Source organism: Dactylosporangium sp. CA-139066 (assembly GCF_050936175.1).
Classification (GTDB): Bacteria; Actinomycetota; Actinomycetes; order Mycobacteriales; family Micromonosporaceae; genus Dactylosporangium.
In genome coordinates this window covers 1,757,125-1,775,574 of sequence record NZ_JBNJNH010000001.1, presented here as the reverse complement: position 1 = coordinate 1,775,574, position 18,450 = coordinate 1,757,125, and the positions used below count along the sequence as shown (strand labels likewise).

Annotated in this window: 15 protein-coding genes; 9 read left to right on the top strand and 6 right to left on the bottom strand. The window is 73.5% G+C overall.

Annotation, left to right across the window (positions count from 1 at the left end):
- The first annotated feature begins 24 nt into the window (after positions 1 to 24).
- Both ACQEVU_RS08180 and ACQEVU_RS08175 read left to right on the top strand, forming a co-directional pair.
- The gene (locus tag ACQEVU_RS08180; protein ID WP_433321932.1) at positions 25 to 657 is read left to right on the top strand and encodes a LuxR C-terminal-related transcriptional regulator; all 633 of its coding nucleotides are present in this window, start codon (positions 25 to 27) and stop codon (positions 655 to 657) included.
- Positions 654 to 1,631 (top strand): sensor histidine kinase, encoded by a 978-nt coding sequence (locus ACQEVU_RS08175; protein ID WP_433321931.1) that lies wholly within the window; start codon positions 654 to 656, stop codon positions 1,629 to 1,631. The genes ACQEVU_RS08180 and ACQEVU_RS08175 overlap by 4 nt, the downstream gene beginning before the upstream one ends.
- Positions 1,632 to 1,642: 11 nt before the next feature.
- Here ACQEVU_RS08175 and ACQEVU_RS08170 read toward each other — a convergent pair whose 3' ends face one another.
- From ACQEVU_RS08170 to ACQEVU_RS08160, 3 genes are all read right to left on the bottom strand, one after another.
- Positions 1,643 to 2,314, bottom strand: a complete 672-nt coding sequence (locus ACQEVU_RS08170) for a polysaccharide deacetylase family protein (RefSeq protein WP_433321930.1) — start codon at positions 2,312 to 2,314, stop codon at positions 1,643 to 1,645.
- Between the two features lie 237 nt (positions 2,315 to 2,551).
- The gene (locus ACQEVU_RS08165; protein ID WP_433321929.1) at positions 2,552 to 3,109 is read right to left on the bottom strand and encodes a DUF7158 domain-containing protein; all 558 of its coding nucleotides are present in this window, start codon (positions 3,107 to 3,109) and stop codon (positions 2,552 to 2,554) included.
- Positions 3,106 to 6,960: an NEW3 domain-containing protein gene (locus tag ACQEVU_RS08160; RefSeq protein WP_433321928.1), complete on the bottom strand. Its 3,855-nt coding sequence runs from the start codon at positions 6,958 to 6,960 to the stop codon at positions 3,106 to 3,108. Before ACQEVU_RS08160 ends, ACQEVU_RS08165 begins: the two co-directional genes overlap by 4 nt.
- Between ACQEVU_RS08160 and ACQEVU_RS08155 the strand changes: the two genes are divergently transcribed.
- Positions 6,940 to 7,725: a Rieske (2Fe-2S) protein gene (locus ACQEVU_RS08155; RefSeq protein WP_433321927.1), complete on the top strand. Its 786-nt coding sequence runs from the start codon at positions 6,940 to 6,942 to the stop codon at positions 7,723 to 7,725. The two genes, ACQEVU_RS08160 and ACQEVU_RS08155, sit on opposite strands and share 21 nt — an antisense overlap.
- A 57-nt stretch (positions 7,726 to 7,782) precedes the next feature.
- Here the strand turns inward: ACQEVU_RS08155 and ACQEVU_RS08150 are convergent, their stop codons facing one another.
- Entirely contained in the window at positions 7,783 to 8,664 is an 882-nt protein-coding gene (locus ACQEVU_RS08150) for an AraC family transcriptional regulator (protein ID WP_433321926.1), read from the bottom strand.
- Positions 8,665 to 8,802: 138 nt separating this feature from the next.
- Between ACQEVU_RS08150 and ACQEVU_RS08145 the strand changes: the two genes are divergently transcribed.
- Genes ACQEVU_RS08145 through ACQEVU_RS08135 form a run of 3 tightly spaced genes read left to right on the top strand, consistent with a single transcriptional unit; the run spans position 8,803 to position 11,248 of the window.
- The gene (locus ACQEVU_RS08145; RefSeq protein ID WP_433321925.1) at positions 8,803 to 9,108 is read left to right on the top strand and encodes a putative quinol monooxygenase; all 306 of its coding nucleotides are present in this window, start codon (positions 8,803 to 8,805) and stop codon (positions 9,106 to 9,108) included.
- Positions 9,109 to 9,133: 25 nt separating this feature from the next.
- Positions 9,134 to 10,162, top strand: a complete 1,029-nt coding sequence (locus ACQEVU_RS08140; RefSeq protein ID WP_433321924.1) for an alpha/beta hydrolase — start codon at positions 9,134 to 9,136, stop codon at positions 10,160 to 10,162.
- A gap of 3 nt (positions 10,163 to 10,165) precedes the next feature.
- On the top strand, positions 10,166 to 11,248 hold the full coding sequence (locus tag ACQEVU_RS08135) for an aldo/keto reductase (RefSeq protein WP_433321923.1): 1,083 nt from the start codon (positions 10,166 to 10,168) through the stop codon (positions 11,246 to 11,248).
- A gap of 203 nt (positions 11,249 to 11,451) precedes the next feature.
- Here ACQEVU_RS08135 and ACQEVU_RS08130 read toward each other — a convergent pair whose 3' ends face one another.
- On the bottom strand, positions 11,452 to 13,701 hold the full coding sequence (locus ACQEVU_RS08130; protein WP_433321922.1) for a putative bifunctional diguanylate cyclase/phosphodiesterase: 2,250 nt from the start codon (positions 13,699 to 13,701) through the stop codon (positions 11,452 to 11,454).
- 96 nt (positions 13,702 to 13,797) lie between these two features.
- Between ACQEVU_RS08130 and ACQEVU_RS08125 the strand changes: the two genes are divergently transcribed.
- Genes ACQEVU_RS08125 through ACQEVU_RS08115 form a run of 3 tightly spaced genes read left to right on the top strand, consistent with a single transcriptional unit; the run spans position 13,798 to position 15,721 of the window.
- Positions 13,798 to 14,238, top strand: coding sequence for a hypothetical protein (locus ACQEVU_RS08125; RefSeq protein WP_433321921.1), 441 nt, complete (start codon positions 13,798 to 13,800; stop codon positions 14,236 to 14,238).
- 37 nt (positions 14,239 to 14,275) lie between these two features.
- On the top strand, positions 14,276 to 15,052 hold the full coding sequence (locus ACQEVU_RS08120; RefSeq protein ID WP_433321920.1) for a hypothetical protein: 777 nt from the start codon (positions 14,276 to 14,278) through the stop codon (positions 15,050 to 15,052).
- 33 nt (positions 15,053 to 15,085) lie between these two features.
- Positions 15,086 to 15,721 carry an acVLRF1 family peptidyl-tRNA hydrolase gene (locus tag ACQEVU_RS08115; RefSeq protein ID WP_433321919.1) on the top strand — a complete coding sequence of 212 codons (636 nt, stop codon included), beginning with the start codon at positions 15,086 to 15,088 and terminating at the stop codon, positions 15,719 to 15,721.
- 54 nt (positions 15,722 to 15,775) lie between these two features.
- Here the strand turns inward: ACQEVU_RS08115 and ACQEVU_RS08110 are convergent, their stop codons facing one another.
- On the bottom strand, positions 15,776 to 18,430 hold the full coding sequence (locus ACQEVU_RS08110; RefSeq protein WP_433321918.1) for a discoidin domain-containing protein: 2,655 nt from the start codon (positions 18,428 to 18,430) through the stop codon (positions 15,776 to 15,778).
- Positions 18,431 to 18,450: the final 20 nt, after the last annotated feature.

Genomic DNA, 18,450 nt, shown 5'->3' with positions numbered 1-18,450 from the left:
GCTTTGCGGAGTACAACCGTTGGCATGGACGAGTTCCGGGCCTGGCGCATCCTGCTCGCCGACGATCACCTCGTGGTGCGGGCCGGGCTGCGGGCGCTGCTGGCGGCCGACCCGCGGTGCCGGGTCGAGGGCGAGGCGGCCGGCCTCGACGAGCTGTGCACGGTCGCGCACCGGCTGCGGCCCGACCTCATCGTGCTCGACCTCAGCTTCGGGCCGGACAGCGCGCTGCCGGTCCTGCCGCGGCTGCTGGCGAACGAGCCGCCGCCGCGGATCGTGGTGCTCACGATGCACGACGACGTGTCGTTCGCCCGGGAGGCGTTCGCCGCGGGGGTGCACGCCTACGTGCTCAAGGAGGCGGCCGCCGACGAGCTGCTGCGGGCCGTGGAGACGGTGATGGGCGGCTCCGTGTACGTCGACACCGAGCTCGGCGCCCGCCTGGCCCGCAGCCGCCCGGCCCCGGCCGATGCGCTCAGCCCGCGGGAGCGCGACGTGCTGACGCTGCTGGCCGGCGGGCACACCAACGCCGAGATCGCGCAGCGCCTCTCGATCAGCCTGCGCACCGTCGAGACGCACCGGGCCAACCTGCGGGCCCGCCTCGGCACCACCAGCCGGGCCGAGCTGGTCGCCGCCGCTCGCCGGATCGGCCTGCTGCCGTGAGGCGCGGCGAGCGGGCCGCCGGCCTCGCCGCGCTGGCGCTCACCGGGGCCGGCGCGGTCCTGCTGGCGGCGGCGATCCTGCTCGAGCTCGGCGGGATCAGCCTGCAGGCCGAGCTGTGGACCGCGGCCGGCGCGGGCGCGGCGTTCCTGCTGGCGCTGGCGGGCCCGGCGGCGACGGGCGCTCGCCGCTTCGCCGGGCGCGGGCGCCTGCTGGCGGCCGCGGGCATCTCCGCGCTCATCGCCGTGGCCGCGCTCTGGCAGGGCAGCGTCCGGCCGGATCCCGAGGTACTGCTGCTGCTCATCCCGGTCGCCCTGCTGTTCGCGACGGCGGGGCTGGCCCTGCGCGAGGCGGCCGTGGAGCGGCGCCGGGCCTGGATCGACCAGGCCCGGTGGCGCCTCGACGGGGCCGAGGCCGAGCGCCGCCGGTGGGCCCGCGACCTGCACGACGACACCCTGCAGGCGCTCGCCGCCGTCCAGGTGCTGCTCGCCACGCCCGGGGGCGCGGAGGCGGCGCGGGAGATCGTCGGCGGGCAGATCCAGTCGCTGCGGCGGATCATCGCGCAGATGCGCCCGCTCGCCCTCGACGCGCTCGGGCTCGCCGCGGCCCTGGAGGACCTGGCCCGGCACGCGCGGGACCGCGACGGGCTGGACGTCGAGGCGGCGGTCGACGGGCTGCCGCGGCTGCCGGCGGCGGCGGAGTCGGCGGTGTACCGCATCGTCCAGGAGGCCCTGACCAACGCCGTGCGGCACGCGGGCGCCGCGCGGGTGCGCATCGAGGCCGGGCCGCGCGGCCCGGACCTGCGGGTCGTGGTGCGCGACGACGGCTGCGGCCCGCCCGCTGGCGGCTTCACCGCCGGGCACGGCCTGCACGGCATGCGGGAGCGCGCCGAGCTGCTGGGCGCGCAGCTGCACGTGGCGGCGGCCGGGTCCCGCGGTACCGAGGTGCGGCTGGATCTTCCGGTTCCGGGGATCTGATCCCGGCGGGTTCAGGCGATGTAGTCCTCGAGGCGCGCGGGGGTGAGCCCGGCCTGGGAGATCGCCTGCAGCACGGCCAGGAAGTCGTCGACGAACGCGGGCCGGAAGTGCATCAGGATGATGTCGCCGGCCTTGACCGCGTGCCCGGCCTGGTACCGCACGATGCCCTTGTCCGTGGTCTCCTTCCAGAAGAACGCGGCCTTCATCCCGCAGTCGTGCACGACCTTGAGCGTGGTGGCGTCCTTGTCGCCGAACGGCGGCCGGAAGAGCACGGGCCGGCGGCCGTAGAGCTTCCCGAGCTGGTCGGCGGAGCCGCAGATCTCGTTGTGCTGGAACGCGTACGACTTGCCCTTGAGCTCGGGGTGGCTGATCGTGTGCGCCTCGATGGTGGCGCCCGCCTGCTCAAGCGCGGTGAAGTACCCGGGGTCGGACTTGATCGCGTTGATCTCGAGGAACAGCGTCACCGGCACGTTCGCCGCCTTCAGCAGCGCGGCCGCCTCCGGCACCTTCGTCCAGCCGTCGTCGATGGTGATGAACGCGATCGGCTGGGTGGTCGGGATCGCGCTGTACCACCCGGCCGACGGCCCGTCCGGCACGGTGACCGGCTGCGGCGCGGGCGCGGCCGGGAAGTGTGGGATCCGGGCCAGCTGCGGTGTGCTGGGCCCGGATCCGCTCGTCGCCACCGGCCCGGATGCCATCGCCGATGCACCCGGCGCCCCTGCCCCGCCCGCCGCTGGGGCGCCGCACCCGGTGAGCGGCGCGCAGACCAGCGGCGCCACCAAGAGGGCGCGGAGGCGTTTCCACATGTGCGTCCCGGCTCCGGTCGATAGGGGTTCGGTACTGCGACGGGCCCAGCCTGCCGCCCCCGCGCCCCGCCCGGTTCGGTACGGCCCCGTAGCCCGGTTGCGGGTTTCCCGCAACTAATGGTGATGGGCGTAGTCGGGCTGGGCCGGGTCGCCCGGGTGCTCGAAGCCGGGCTCGAGGCGGACCAGCGCCGCGCACCGCTCGTCCAGCCACCGCCCGAACGCCCGCTCCCGCGCCGCCTCCAGCAGCACCGGCGCCACCTCGGCGGGGGTGAACGGGCCCGGATACCGGTCCCGGTTGCGCTCGTAGTAGGACCGGAGCTCGTCCTGCGGTACTGCCACATCCGCCGTGACCGCGGACCGCACCGCCGCCGCGAGGGGGTGCACGGCCAGCACGGCGGCGGTGACCCCGCCCATCCGCAGGGCCGCGCCGAGGCTCGCCGGCGGCGGGTCGGCCGCGGCGGCGCTCAGCCCGCGCCGCCGGGCCTCGTCCTCGAGCACCGCCTCGGTGACGAGCACCTGCACCAGCCACCGCCGCAGGTTGCGTCCCTCGGCGGTCGCCGGGTGCGGCAGCCGCGCCGCGTACGGTCCGGCCCGCAGCGCCGCCAGCCGCGCCTCGACGTCGGCGACGAGCACGGCCCGCTCCCCGACGTGCGCGGCGACCGGCCCGGTCACGGCAGCACCGTCACCGGCACGGGCGCGGTGTAGTGCAGCTGCCCGGCGTGGGCGATCCGGGCGAGGACCCACCAGCGCCCCGGCGGGTGCCAGGCCGGCGCGCGCACCGGGAACTCCACTGTGGACGATCCGTGCAGCGCCACCGTGCGCGCGGGCGCGGGCAGCAGCTCCCACGTGTGCCAGGGCCCGATGAGGTGTACGTCCACGAGCACCTCCCCGGGCGCATCGCCGGACAGCTCGAGGCGCAGCGCCGCCGTGTCCCCGCGGCGCAGCGCGAGCTCGCCCGGGCTCAGCGCGGCCGTGACGGTCTCCGGCCTGTCGACGCCGACGAGCAGCCGGGCGACGTCGTAGGCGCCGTGCGGGATCGTGGCCCGCAGCCAGTGTGCGCCGGGCGCCGCGTCGGCCGGCGGGGTGACGGTGACGGTCGCGGCGAGGTGGTCGCCGGGCCCGAGGTCGTACGGGATCGAACGAGGCTCGGCGGTCCAGCCGTCCGGGGCGTCGAGGCGCACCGCGCCCGCCGCCCGGGCGCCGGTGAGGTCGGAGGCGACGGTGGCGGTGAGCGTCACCGGGCCGGTCGCGGCGGCGTGCGGCGGGTCCAGGTGTACCGACACCGGCATGTTGCCCAGCGGCGCGGGCCCGGTGTTGTGCAGCCAGTAGCGCGCGTAGGCGGCCTCGGCGGCCCGGAACGCGGCCGGCAGCGGCCGGGCGACCCGCAGCAGCGCCTGCCCGGTCGCGGCCGCCGGCAGGGCCGCGTCGCCGGGCGCGGGCCGTTCGAGGAGGTCGGCGGCGCGCCGCTCGAGCACCGGCACCGGCAGCCCGATGTGGACGTCGGCGGGGCGGCCGGCCGTCTCGTAGTACCGGGCGGTCACCTCCGTCACCGGTTCGGGCGCGCCGCCGGAGGCGATCGGGTCGCCGGCCGGCTTCAGCGCGGTGAGGACCACAGTGGACGGTTCGATGTGGACGAGCCGCGCCGAGGCCGGCGGCCCGGGCGGCAGCGGCCGCGCGTGCAGCGGGTGGTTGACGGCGAACCCGGCGGCGACGAGCCCGGCGTCGCGCCAGTCGCCGTCGCCGCCCACGAGCGCGTAGTCGAACGCGTGGGTCCAGTGCTGCTGCTGGAAGTTGGACCCGTCCGGGGCGGTGCGCCGCGGTGGGTCGATCCAGACGCCGGACGGCCAGCCGGTGCAGGAGCGCACGAGCGACAGGTGCAGCGCGCCCGAGGTGTCCACGGCGAAGCCGGGCAGTCCGCGGTTCAGGATCCCGAAGGTGTACTCGTCGAGGCCCGCGTCCGGGTCGTCGAGCCCGGGCGCGGCGCGCACGTCGCCGGCCTCGAGGTCGGCGCAGAGCCGCCCGACGGCCTCGACGGCGACGACGAGGACCGGCAGCGCCCGCGCCCCGGTGAGGTCGGCGTTGGGCACCCACACGTCCGCGAGCGGCCGCTCGGCCGGGACCCAGGCCCGCCCGTCCGCGGCGAGCCGGGCCCGCACGGCGTCGGCGTCCGTCCCGAGCGCGTCGAGCAGGGCGGCGGTGAACGCGTTGTCGTCGGGCCCGCCGATGGCGATCCGCACGTCGGGCAGGTTGGAGTCGACGGCGAGCGAGCCGTACCGCGGCCCGGACGGGTCGGCGCAGGTGCTGGTGACGCCCTGGCGCACGAGGGCCAGGGCGAGGTCGCGCGCCTCGGGCCCGCCGCCGACGATCTCGGCGACGCCGATCGCGCGGGTGTGCCCGCCGATGCGGATGCGGGCGGTGGAGGACAGCGCGAACCAGTGCTGGGCCGGGTTGTCCAGCGTCCAGGGCGCGCCTTCGGCGTCGGCGTCGATCAGGCCGAAGCCGCGCCCGACGACGGCGCTGCCGACCTCGCTGACCGGCAGCGCGCCCGGGATGGCGGCGGGCCAGCGGACCCGGACGAGGTGGTCGGCGCCGTCGAACTCGGTGAGCACGGTGCGGGCCTCGACGCGGGGGACGCCGTGCCAGAGGGTGAGCGTCTGGACGTACCGGGCCGGGCCGACCGAGCCGGTGACGGTCACCCGCTCGCCGAGCGCGCACGACTCGACCACGACGGACTCCGCCGGCCCGTCCGCCGAGCCGGCCGCCGCCGGGCCCTTCGGCAGCAGGTGCCACGGGCCCTCGTGGACCTGCGGGTGGGCGGGGTACTCGTCGTACACGAGCAGCTCGTTGCCGGCCCGGCCGGCGGCGAGCAGCTCGCGCCCCGTGCGCCGGTCGACCAGGGACGCCACCGCGCCGCCGCGGCCCGGGTCGACGACGAGCCGGAACGTCTCGTTCTCCACGGCCGTCTCGCCGGGCCTCGGCCGCCAGCCGTCGCCGGCGGCCGGGGCGACCTCGACGGTGCGGTACCCCACGCCGGGCACGTCGCGGGCGAGGAACACCAGCTGCCCGTCCTCGACGAGCGCGGGCTCGCCGTCGACGACGGCCCCGCCGCCCCGCGGGTACGGCATCCGGACCACGTCGGTGCGGGTCCACGACGACGGGTTGAACACGACCGCCCGCGCCGGCCCCTCGCCGGACGGCAGCCGGGCGGCCAGCGCCGCGAGGGCGCCGTCGAGCACCCCGGCCGCCAGGTCGTGGGCCTGGCGCCAGCCGGTGAGCAGGTCGAGGTACACCTGATCGGACTCCGACCCGGTGATGCCGTCGTGGTGCGCCCCGAAGACGAGCTGCCGCCAGGCGAGGTCGACCTCCTCGTGCGGGTAGGGCGCGCCGCCGAGCGCGGCCAGGGTCGCGAACGTCTCGGCGTCGGCGAGCAGCGCCTCCGTGTGCCGCTGGGCCTGCTTGGTGTCGATGAACGACACGTCCTTGCCGGTGTAGATCGGGTTCATGTCGCGCGTCTGCACGCTGACGGTCCGGCTCTGCGCGCGCACGGCGGCGAAGAACTCGCGCGGCAGCCCGCACACGAACCGCGGCCAGGTGTAGCGGGCGTTCCAGTCGCGGTGGATGTCGACGACCCACTTCGCCGGCGGGCTGTAGTCGGTGCCGACGGGCAGCAGCACGTTGCGGGTGCTCGCCACCTTCTTGAGCAGCAGGAAGAGGCGGTACACGCTCTCCTCGGCCCCGTGCAGGGTCGGCTGGGCGTCGATGTGCCACCCGGCTCCGTAGTGCGCCGGCATGTAGTGCGTGAGCACGCCCAGCCCGTTGGGCGAGAGCCACTCGAACTCGGCCGGGAACTGCATCGTCGAGGGGTCGCCCCAGCCGCGCTCCCCCGGCTGGTACGTGGTGAGCATCGGCCCCCACTGGTGATGCGGCCCGCGCGCCCACGACGACGAGTCAAGCCCCGCCGCCGCGGCCAGCCCCGGGAAGTTGGGGTCGTGCCCGAACGCGTCGAGCTGCCAGGCGGTGCGCGGGTCGCCGCCGACGACGTCGCGCTGGAAGCCGATGCCGTAGCGGAAGTTGCGGATGGTGGTCTCGGCGAGGGTGAGGTTGGTGTTCGGCTCGTTGTAGGTGCCGCCGACGAGCTCGAGCCGCCCCTCGGCGAGCAGGCTGCGGATGTAGGCGCGGTCCTGCGGGCGGGCGTCCCAGTAGGGCTTGAGGTAGTCGAGCTCGGCCAGGACGAACTTGTACTCGGGGTACAGCCGCGCGGTCTCCAGATGCAGCCGGACCAGCTCGAACCCGGTCTTCTGGAAGTCGCCGCGGAACTCGCCGCCGGTCTGGCCGGGCGCGCCCCAGGTGGCGGTGTAGGCGGCCTGGGTGTTCCACCACACGGGGTCGTAGTGGAAGTGCGAGACCATCCACACGGTCCATCCCGGCTCGGCGGTGTGCATTTCGGCCTGCTGCGTCACCCCGCCGGCCGTGACCTCGATCGGCACGAACGTCCCGGGCGGATGGTCGACGGCGACGGGCACCTCGACGGTTCCCTGGCCCTCCGCCGTACCGGATATGCCCGGCCCGCGGACCTGAACCTCCCCGGCCACGTCGGAAACCCGGATGACCTGCCGCTCGCCGATGAACAGCTCGGTGCTCTCGATGCGCATGGCACCATTTTCCCACGCCACGTTTCTAGACGATCTTCTATATTGACCGGTACGATTGCCAAGCGCTCAATCACGGCCGCCTCGGCGGGCGGTCACACCCCACCGGCCCTTGCCGGCATCACCCCGCGCTCGGCGCGCCACATCGCGGTGGCCGCGTCGCGCCCCGTGCACGGGCCGCCGTCCGAAGGGAACATCGTGGCAACCAACGAAGACCCGGCGCAACCATCGGCGTGGTGCGCGAACCGACGGGTTCTCCTGGCCGCATTCGGCGGTGCCGGCGCCGCCGCCGTGCTGTCGGCCTGCGGCTCAGACGCCACCGCGCAAGCCCCCGCCTCCGCCCCCTCGTCCGCACCGGCCTCGCTGGCGGACACCGCCCAGGTCCCCGTGGGCGGCGGCATCGTCACGAACGGGCTGCTCATCGTGCAGCCGGTGAGTGGAAGTTACAAGGCGTACGACGCGGCCTGCCCGCACAAGGGCATCCTGGTCGCCGCACCGCAGAACGGCATCGCGACGTGTCCCGCCCACGCGTCGACGTTCAGCATCACCGACGGCTCCCGGATCAGCGGCCCGACGCCCACGGGCCTGAAGGAAGTCAAGATCCGCGTCGACGGCACGAAGATCCTGCGCGACGAGTAGGACCCTTCAGGGTGGCCGTTCCCCGGCGGCCACCTCCCGCCGTTGACGAAAGCTTGATCACGTACCGAAGCCGCGCAACCGGGCGGCGTCCTGACTCGGCGGCGCGCCGAACAGGCGCCGGTACTCCCGGCTGAACTGCGACGGGCTCTCGTAGCCCACGCGCAGGCCGACCCCGGTGACGTCATTGGGGTGCGAGGCGAGCATCAGCCGCGCCTGCTGCAGGCGGATCTGCTTCTGGAACTGGATCGGGCTCATCGCGGTGACGGCCTGGAAGTTGCGGTAGAACGCGGACACGCTCATGCCGGCCCGCTGCGCCACCTCCTCGACCCGGAACGCCTGCGCGTAGTGCTCGCGGATCCAGCGCACGGCCCGGGCGACGTGGGTCAGGCCGCTATCGGGCAGGCAGAGCTGGCGCACGACGGCGCCCTGCTCGCCGGCGATGACCCGCCAGAGGATCTCCCGCTTGACCAGCGGTGCGAGCACCGCCATGTCGCGCGGCTGCTCAAGCAGGCGCACCAGCCGGACCACCGCGTCGAGCAGCTCGCCGGGCGCGTCGCTGACGGCCATGCCGGACGGCGCGGCGCCGACGGGCGGAAGGACTCCGGGAGCCGCCTGGAGCAGCACCTCGGCGACCATGGCCGGGTTGAGGACCAGGCCGAACCCGAGCGCGGGCCGCGCCGGGGAGGCTTCGATGAAGTGGCCGGTGATCGGCAGGTCGACCGAGGCGACGAGATACTGCCCGGCGCCGTACTCGTACACGCGGTCGCCGAGCGCGATCCGCTTCGCGCCCTGGGCGATCACCGCCAGCACGGTGCCCGACATCTCCGGCGCCGGCGGGCCCGCCTGCTCGACCTTCGAGAGCAGGACGCCGTCGATGGCGGTGGTCATGTCCGGCCGCGCATGGCGAGCGACCAGGGCACGCAGAGCGTCGAGAGACATGACCAGATACTCGCTCGAACGAGAGCATTGTGCAAGTCAAGGCGGCGATCATTCTAACATTTCAGCAGTTCAAGATGGTTCTCTTAGGTGGTCGACGTTCCAAGGCTCGCGACCGAGCCGCGATAAGTGGAGGACTCGATGACCCCCGGACACGGATTTCACGCCACGATGACCGCCCACCCCGGCAAGGGGGACGACGTCGTCGCGTTGTTGCTGGACGCGCCGTCGCTGCCGCACCCGGACTGCGTCGTGTTCCTGGTCGGCCGCTCGGCCGCCGACCCGGACGTCGTGCACGTCACCGAGGGCTGGACCAGCCCGGAGGCCCACGCCGCGTTCTTCGCCACCGAACCGGCCCAGGCGCTGGTCGCCAGGCTCCAGCCGCTGCTGACCGGCGACTCGCAGTACACCGACGAAATCCCGGTCGGCGGCAAGGCCGACTTCTGACGATCCCTTCGAAGGAGCTTTCACCATGAACCGCGCCCGACCCGGCCTCGACCCCGAGCTGCGCACCCTCCTCGCCGACATGCCGCTCAACTCCGAGCTCAACCCCGAGCTGCTCGCCCAGCTCCGCCAGTTCCCCGCCACACCGGTCGCGACCCTGCTCGACGGCCGCGCCGCCAGCCACCGCGACGTCACCGTCACCGGCCCCGACGGCGCCCCGATCCCCTTGTCGATCTTCACGCCCGCGCGCACCGACCCCGCCGCCCCGGCCCCCTGCATCTACTGGATCCACGGCGGCGGCATGGTGATGGGCGACCGGTACTCCCAGATCGACATTCCGCTCGAGTGGCTCGACCGCTTCGGCGCCGTCGTCGTCACCGTCGACTACCGCCTGGCCCCCGAGGCCACCGGCACCACTCTCGTCGAGGACTGCTACCACGGCCTGCTCTGGACCGCCGACCACGCCGCCGACCTGGGCATCGACCCGGCCCGCATCATCGTTGCCGGCGCCAGCGCCGGGGGCGGCCTCGCCGCCGGCGTGACGCTCATGGCCCGCGACCGCGCCACCCCGGCCATCGCCGCCCAGGTGCTGATCTACCCCATGCTCGACCATCGCAACACCACCACGTCCAGCCACCAGTACGCCGGCGAGCCCGGCGTCTGGACGCGCGAGATGAACGCCTTCGGCTGGCAGTCGGTCCTCGGCGACCTGGCCCCCGACGCCGTGCCCGACTACCTCTCTCCCGCCCTCGCCACCGACCTCGCCGGCCTGCCGACGACGTACATCGACGCCGGCACCGCAGAGGTCTTCCGCGACGAGGACGTCGCCTACGCCACCGGCATCTGGGCCGCCGGCGGCCAGGCCGAGCTGCACGTCTGGGCCGGCGGCTTTCACGGCTTCGACGCGCTCTACCCACACGCCCGGGTCTCGGCCGCCGCGCGGCGCACCCGCGCCGACTGGCTGGCGCGACTGCTGTCGCAGCCCGGTTCGGCAGGTTCGGGCAAGAGGTCGCCCGGATCGGTCTACCCGCAGCACCCGGACCAGCGGTCTGCTTGAGTCATGACACTGGACCATTACGTGACCCTCGGCCGCTCCGGCCTCCGCGTCAGCCCATTCGCCCTCGGCGCGATGACGTTCGGCGAGGACGCGGGCGGCGCCGGCTGCAGCGTCGAGGAGTCCGAGAAGATCCTGACCGCGTACCTCGACCGCGGCGGCAACTTCGTCGACACCGCGAACTTCTACACCAACGGCCACTCGGAGCGCATCCTCGGCGACTACTTCGCGGCCCGCCCCGGCGCCCGCGACCGCGTGGTGCTCGCGTCGAAGTTCTTCACGAACATGCACCCGGGCAACCCGAACGCGGGCGGCGCCGGGCGCTCCGCGATCCGGTTCCAGCTTCAGGAGTCCCTGCGCCGGCTGCAGACGGATCACATCGACCTCTACTGGCTGCACAACTGGGACCGCAACACCCCGATCGAGGAGACCATGCGCGCGCTGGACGACCTGGTGCGCGAGGGGCGCATCCGGTACGTCGGCTTCTCCAACACCCCCGCCTGGGTCACGGCGCAGGCCCACACGATGGCGCTGCTGCGGGGCTGGACGCCCCTGGTCGCGCTGCAGGTGGAGTACTCGCTGCTGGCCCGCACGGTCGAGGGCGAGCTGGCCCCGTTCGCGCTGGACCAGGGGCTCGCGCTGGTGCCGTGGAGCCCGCTGCGCAACGGATTTCTGTCGGGCAAGTACCGCCGCGACGCCGCCGTCACCGACTCGGCCCGCACCGCCTTCGTCGGCCGGCCGACGGACGCGGACTACGTGGTGATCGACGCGGTCGACCGGGTCGCGGACGAGCTGGGCACCACGACGGCCGCGGTCGCCCTCGCCTGGCTGCGCCAGCGCCCCGGCACCGTCGTCCCGATCGTCGGCGCCCGCCGCCTCGAGCACCTCGAGGGCAACCTGGCCGCCCTGGACGTGACCCTGACGCCGGAGCAGCTCGCGGCGCTCGACGCGGCCTCGGCCCCCACGCTGAACTACCCGGCCCCGTTGCACGGCCCGCTGCGCGCGATGCTCCAGTTCGGCGGATCCACTGTGGACGGCGAGCCGTCGCAGGTGTATCCGCCGCTGCTGCAGAGTGCCGTGCGCTACTGACCCCGATGCCCCAGCGCGACCTCCGCAACGAGAGCAACGAGAACCACGGCGAGCACGGCGCACACATGCGCGCGTGTGTCAGGGGCGTTCAAGGCGATGTGACTGCGCCGGAGGGGGCACAAACGCTCAGGAGGAGCTTGCGCTGCAACGAGCCGGCGTGGCGCTCGGAGTTACCACCAGCCTACACCACTCATCCAAGTTGATCAGGCCCCGCGTTGCTCGGCGTAATCGGACCAGTACGCCAGGCGCGGGGCCAGGTCGGAGGCCGGGGCGGGGCGGCCGTAGTGGTAGCCCTGCGCGTAACGATAACCGAGGCGGCGCAGCGCCTCCGCCTGTTCGGCGGTCTCCACACCTTCCGCCACCGCGCGCAGGCGCAGGCCGTTGCTGATGCCGATCAGCGCCTCCGCGATCACCGAGTGCTCGCCGGCGGCCGTCACGTTGTCGACGAAGGACTTGTCCACCTTCAGCACGTCGACCGGGCAGGTCCGGAGCAGGCCCAAGGATGAGTGGCCGGTGCCGAAGTCGTCCAGGGCGACCTGCACGCCGTACCGCTGGATCTCCCGCAGCTCGTCGAGCGCCGAGCCGCCGTCGAACACCGCGGTCTCCGTGACCTCGACGAGCAGCTGCGCCGGGGCCAGGCCGGCCGTGCGCAGCTCGTCGCGCAGCGAGGCCGCGAAGCCCGTCTCGCGCAGCTGGCGCGGCGACACGTTGACCGAGACGTACTGCAGCGCCGACGGGCCGAACTCGCGGCGCCACTCGGCGGCCTGGCGGCAGGCCTGCGCCAGGACCCATTGGCCGACCGGGACGATGAGGCCGGTGCGCTCGGCGGCCGGGATGAACAGGTCCGGGCGGATCATCCCGCGCTCCGGGTGCATCCACCGCACCAGCGCCTCGACCCCGACCGTGCGGCCGTCGTCGAGGCGGACGATCGGCTGGTAGTAGACGCGCAGCTGGCCGGCGTCGAGCGCGATGCGCAGCTCGGCGGCGATGCGGGACTGCTCGGCGCTGCGCTGGTCCATCGCCGGGTCGTAGAGCACCTGCCGGCCCTTGCCCTGCTCCTTCGCCACGTACATCGCGACGTCCGCGCGGCGCAGCAGCTCGTCGGGGTCGAGGTCGCCGACCGCCACGCCGATGCTGGCCTCGACGACCAGCGTGTGCTCCGCGGCGCGCAGAGGCCGGCGCAGGCCGGCGGCGATCGCGGCCACGAGCCGCAGGGCCTCGACGTCGTCCGAGGCCGGCAGGACGAGCGCGTACTCGTCGCCGCCGAGGCGCGCGACGAGGCCGCCGTCGTGCAGCTCGCAGAGGCGGGCGGCGACGGCCGTCAGCAGCGCGTCACCCGCGGTGTGGCCGAGGTCGTCGTTGATGGCCTTGAAGTCGTCGATGTCGACCAGGGCGACCGCCGAGCGGATGTACTGCGTGAGCAGCCGCCGGTTGCCCAGGTGCGTGAGCGCGTCGTGGGTGGCCTGCCAGGCGAGCGTCTCCTGGTACTCGACGACCTCGCGCAGCGCGATCGCCTGCCGGGCGGCGACGAGGAGCACGAGCACGACGGTGCCGATGGCGACGCCGACGATGTCGTCGCCGTCGGAGCGGGCGTCGGCGAGCAGCAGCGCGCACGTGGCGGACACGGCCACGTACGGCATCAGGCCCGGCCGCGTGCGGCGCACCGGCGGCGGGGCGACGACGCCGGCGGCGCGGCGCTGGCGGTCGGCGGCGAAGCACAGCACGAGGCAGGTGACGGGCAGGACGACCGGCGTGCCGTTGAGGTACGGCCGGTCGACCAGCAGCGGGGCGAGGGCGCCGCCCGTGGCCCCGGCGCCGCCGGCCAGCGCGAGCAGGTACATGGCCCACCGGTCCAGCGGTCCGGTGCCGGTGAACGCGACCTTCACGAACGCGAAGACGCACACCCCGCCGCAGGCGACCAGGGCCATGACCGCCCTCGTGCCGGCCGCGTTGCCGCCGGACCACACCGCCCAGTGGCGGAACAGGAAGTGCCAGGCGAAGGTGAGGACGGTGACGAGTACCGTCGCGGAGTCCAGGCCGAAGCGCAGCCATTCGGCGCGGGAGCGCCGCGACGCGGGGACGCGCAGCAGGCCCCACAGCATGACGGCCAGCCCGGCCAGGTAGATGCCCGCGGTCAGGGGGCCGACGTGCTGGGGCAGGACGATCCCGCGGTACATGTCGACGGCGTTGCTGAGCCCGCCCAGGCCGATGAACACCATGCCGAGCGCGACGTGCCGCCAGAAACGGGCCGCGCCGGGCGCGATGCCGGGCGCGGTGGTCGTGGCGAGGCAGGCGGCGACGGCGAAGCCGACGGCGAAGGGCACGGCGATCCAGCTGGGCATCGCCGGGGTCGGCCGGGCCAGCCCGACGGCGAACCAGATCTCGGCCGCCACGGCCAGCAGCATCGACGCGGCCAGCAGCCGTGTCAGCCGCCAGGGCGCCACCGTCTCCACACCGCCGGAATCGGCACGCCGGCGTCATTCATGAACGAAACCTCGGGGTCACCGGTTCGGCCGGGGCCGAACGGTCCGCCGCCTACGGTCGCCGGCATGGAAACTCCCGTTACCGACGTCATCGACGCCGCCGTCGCCGAGGTGCTCGAGCTCGCCGCCGGCTGGCTGGGCTGGGACGGCCGGCCGGTCGCCCGCGACGGCAACGCGTGGACGCCGCACAAGGCGCTGCGCCGGGTCGCCGACCACCTCCTCGACCACCTCGCCGAGCTCGAGTGCCGCCTCGCCGGGCTGGCCCCGCTGCCCGACGCCTGGCACGGGCGGACCGTGACCACGCACGCCGACTTCGCCCGGTTCACCGAGACCGACCTCGACGAGGCCCGCAGCCGGCTGACCCGGCTCGCCGCCTGCTACCGGGCCCGGCTCGCGGGCGTGGGCGCCGACGTCCTGGACGCGCGGCCCGACCCGGGCACGTGGACGCTGCGCGAAGTCGTCAACCACGTCGCGGGAGTGACGTATTACGCCCGGGCGATGACATGATGTAACCACCGGGGGGCGAGCGCTTGGAGGAGGCGCCATGGGCTACCTGGACCCGCAGACCGAGGGCCCGAGCCGGCCGGACCCGGACCGGCTGGCCGACCCCGACGCCGGCGTGCTGTATCTGCGCTCCTACCTGCTCATGCGGGCCGTCATCGGCTTCATCGGGCTGGCGCTGCCGTTCCTGCTCGTCCTCGGGGACCTGGCCCTGGAGAACGGCAAGATCCGGGGCTCCCTCAGCGAGTACTTCTACACCGGCATGCGCGACGTCTTCGTCGGCTCCCTGTTCGTGACCGGGCTGTTCCTGGTGACGTACAAGGTGTTCGAGCACAACCTGGACAACCTGCTCAGCATCGTGGCCGGCGTCGGCGCGCTCGGGGTCGCGCTGTTCAGCACCGACCGGCCCAAGGGCGCCACGTTGGCGCTCACCCCACTGCAGGAGCGGCTGGGCGAGGGGCCGGTGGCGACCGTGCACTACGTCAGCGCCGCCGTCTTCATCATCTGCCTCGGGATCATCAGCCTGTACTTCGGGATCCGCGAGGGCAGGCGCACCCAGCTGCGCGGCCGGCTGTCGCCGCAGTTCTGGCGCCGCTTCCACTTCACGTGCGCGGCCGGCGTCGGCGTGGCCGTCGTGTTCATCGCCGTCGCGGAGCTCACCGGCTGGCTCGACGCCTACGCGCTCATCATCGGCGAGACCCTGGCGACGATCAGTTTCGGCGCGTCGTGGCTGATGAAGGGCCTGGAGCTGCGCGTGCTGCTCGGCCCGAAGCCGGCCGCGGATCCGCTGCAGGCGCAGGAGGCCGCCACCGCCGGCTGAGCCGCCCGGCGGGGACGAACCTAGAATTGGGTCATGGTGACGGCCAAACCGGCCGCCGGCGGCGGGCGATGGGTGGAGATCTCGCCGGAGCGGCTGCGCGGCTGGCTCGACGGGTTCTACGGGCGCCACCAGGGCGCCGACGAAAGCGGCCTGGTGCTCACGGGGGCCAACAACGGCGACACGGCGACGCTGCACCCGCCGCCCGGCCTCGACGGCGCCGCGGACATCGACGCGCTGCTCGCGGGGGTCGCCGCCCCGCCCCGCATCGCGCTGCTGCTGGCCCGCAAGGGCGCCGTGGCGGCCGGGATCGTCGCCGGGACCGCGCTGGAGGCGTCGAAGGTGGAGCGCTTCCACGTCCACGGGCGCACGGCCGCCGGCGGCTGGTCCCAGCAGCGCTACGCCCGCCGCCGCGACAACCAGGCCGACGCCGTGGCCGAGAAGGCCGCCGACATCGCCGCCCGCGTGCTGCTGCCGGGTCTGGACGGGATCGCCGCGCTCGTCTGCGGCGGCGACCGCGGGCTCGTCGACGCGATCCTCGCCGACCGGCGCCTCGCCGACCTCGCCGCGCTGCGCCATCCCCGGCTGCTCGAGGTCGCCGAGCCGCGGCTCACCGTGCTCGAGGAGGCCGCCGTCGCCGCGCGCAAGGTGCGCATCCACCTGGTGCCGTAACGGCGCGGGCCGACCGGCGATCGCCGGTCGGCCCGCTGTACTACAGATGCTGGATCAGGGGTAGCTGATCACGTTGGACGGCGTGACGTTCGAGGCCTGGGCCGCGGCACCCGTGTCGTTGATGACGTGGGTGATGGAGCCCTTGCCCAGCGACACCGTGAGGATGTCGTGGAACTTCACGTTGGCGTTGTTCGGCGCCTCGTAGGAGTGGTAGGCGGCGATGGACGGGTCGGTGGTGAAGACGCAGTAGCTGCCCATGCCCCACGCTTCGTGGGAGGTGACGTTGTTGGACACCTTGTAGGCGGCGTAGCCGGTGATGCCGTCGTGGGACCAGGCGGCGGCGGACGGCGGGTCGTACGGCAGCTCGTTCTGGAAGAAGATGGTCTTGCCGCCGTTGCCGTTCCAGATCACGTTGTACTTCTCGAAGTGCTCGACGAACAGGCCGTAGGCGGTGACGTTCTGGCCGTTGACGATGAGGCCGGTGTCGGCCGGGTTCGACGTCCAGCCCGCCCCGTCGCCGTGGTCGGCCCGCCACGACCAGATGTGGTCGATGATGGTGTTGTTGTTGTTGACCACGAGGGCGTTGGTGACCTTCGCCGCGCCCGCACCACCGACGCGCAGGAACACGTCGGAGATCAGGTTCGGGGCACCCGCGTGGTTCGCGGAGGCGCCGGCCGGGCCGACCTGCAGCAGGGCCGGGGAGTTCGTCGCGCCGGCGTCGAAGAGCAGACCGGCGATCTTGACACCGTCGACGTCACCGACGGCCATCGGCAGCGCGCCGTTGTCCGCGACGATGGTGGCGTAGCCGAGGCCGAGGACCACGGTGCCGGCCCGGTTGATGTTCACCGTCTGGTTGAGGTGGTACACGCCCGGGGTGAACAGCAGGTTCAGGCCCTGCGCCACGGCCTGGTTCAGCGTCGCCGCGCTCACGCCCGGCTTCGCCACGTAGAACTGGTTGATCGACAGCGCCTGACCGGGGGTCTGGCCGTTGATCCAGGTCGCACCCGAGGAGTTCGTCCGCAGCGACGGCACGAACACCTTGTAGCCCGACGCGTCGGCGTACAGGTACGGCTTCTCCTGCGTCACCGGCGAGGTGGCGAGGGTGGTGTACGGCGGGTTCGGGAAGCTGTTCGCCGGGGCGCCCTGCACGCCGGAGAACACCATGTTCCAGACCGAGCCGTTCCAGGACCCGATGGTCGAGTCACGGGTGAACCACTGCTGCTGCGAGCAGGGGTTGATGTTGCCCGAGACGCGCGAGTCGGCGATGTAACCGCCCGACGCCCAGCCGCAGTTCGGCGAGGCGAGGGTCATGCCGCCGTGCACGTCGATGCGGCGGAACGGGGCGGCCTGGGCGACGGCCCAGCGGTCCACGCCCGACACCGGGTAGATCGACAGGTTCTCCGCCGAGCGCCAGAAGTTCTGGGTGGCGTTGCCCTGCATCCAGCCCGCGTCGACGGTGATGTCGCCGTGGATCTGGACGTCCTGCGGGTTCTGGCCGAGGCCGTTGATCGACGTGTAGAAGCCGATCTGCGCGTTCAGGCCGCTGTAGGAGCCCGGCTTGAACAGGAACTGGTAGCGCTCGGTGCCGAACTGGTTCGTCTCCTGCTGGGTGAAGATCTGGTCCAGCTTGGCCTGGATCGTGGCCGAGGACTGCGACGGGTCGAACACGATGACGTTCGAGCCGAGGTCGCCGCCGCCGGGCAACTGCGGGCCGGAGGGGGTGGTGCTCGGGGTCGGGCTGGTGCTCGGCGTCGACGACGTCGTGGAGCCGCCGCCGGTGTTGACGATGAGCTCCCAGATCGAGTAGCCGTAGCCGGTGCCGCGGGCGGTGCCGTAGACGCGGATGTACCGCCCGGAGCCGGTCAGCCCGCTCAGCGTCTGGTTGCCGCCGGTGCCGCCGGTGACCGTCTTGATGGTCGTCCAGTTGGCGTTGTCGGTCGAGGTCTGGATCTGGAAGTCCTTGCCGTACGCGGTCTCCCAGTTGATCGTGACCTGGCAGATCGACTGGACCGAGCCGAGGTCGACGCGCAGCCACTGCGGGTCGCTCGCCGCGCTCGACCAGCGGGTGCCGCCGTTGCCGTCCACCGCGGCCGAGGCCGGCGTGCCGGCGTTCTCGGTGCTGGACGCGTCGGCCGGCTTGCCCTGGGCGACGTTGGCGGCGGTGTTGCACGGGCCCGAGGACGGGTTCGTGCCGCCGAAGGAGCCGTAGACCTGGAACTCCCACAGCGAGTAGCCGTAGCCGGTGGCGCGGACCGTGCCGTACATGCGCACGTAGCGGCCGCTGCCGGAGACGGTCAGCGTCTGCGTGCCGCCGGTCCCGGTCGTGGTCGAGTAGACGTTGGTCCAGGTGTTGGCGTCCGGCGACGTCTGGATCTGGAAGGACTTCGCGTACGCGGCCTCCCAGTACAGCTTCACCTGCGAGATGGTCGCCGTCTGGCCCAGGTCGATCTGGATCCACTGCGGGTCGCTGAAGGCGCTGGACCAGCGGGTGCCGGTGGTGTTGCCGTCAACGGCGGCCGACGCGGGCGAGCCGGCGTTCTCGGTCGACGACGCGGTCGCCGTCTTGCCCTGCGAGATGAGGGTGTCGGCGGCGGAGGCCGTCAGGGTCGTGGTGATCGCGTACGTCGCCAGAACCACGAGCGCGGCAATGGCGGCGAGGATCAGATTTCGGCGGCGGCGGTTCGCCGTTGGCGGTGCGGCGGTGTGCATTCTCTGCTCCTGATCCAGGG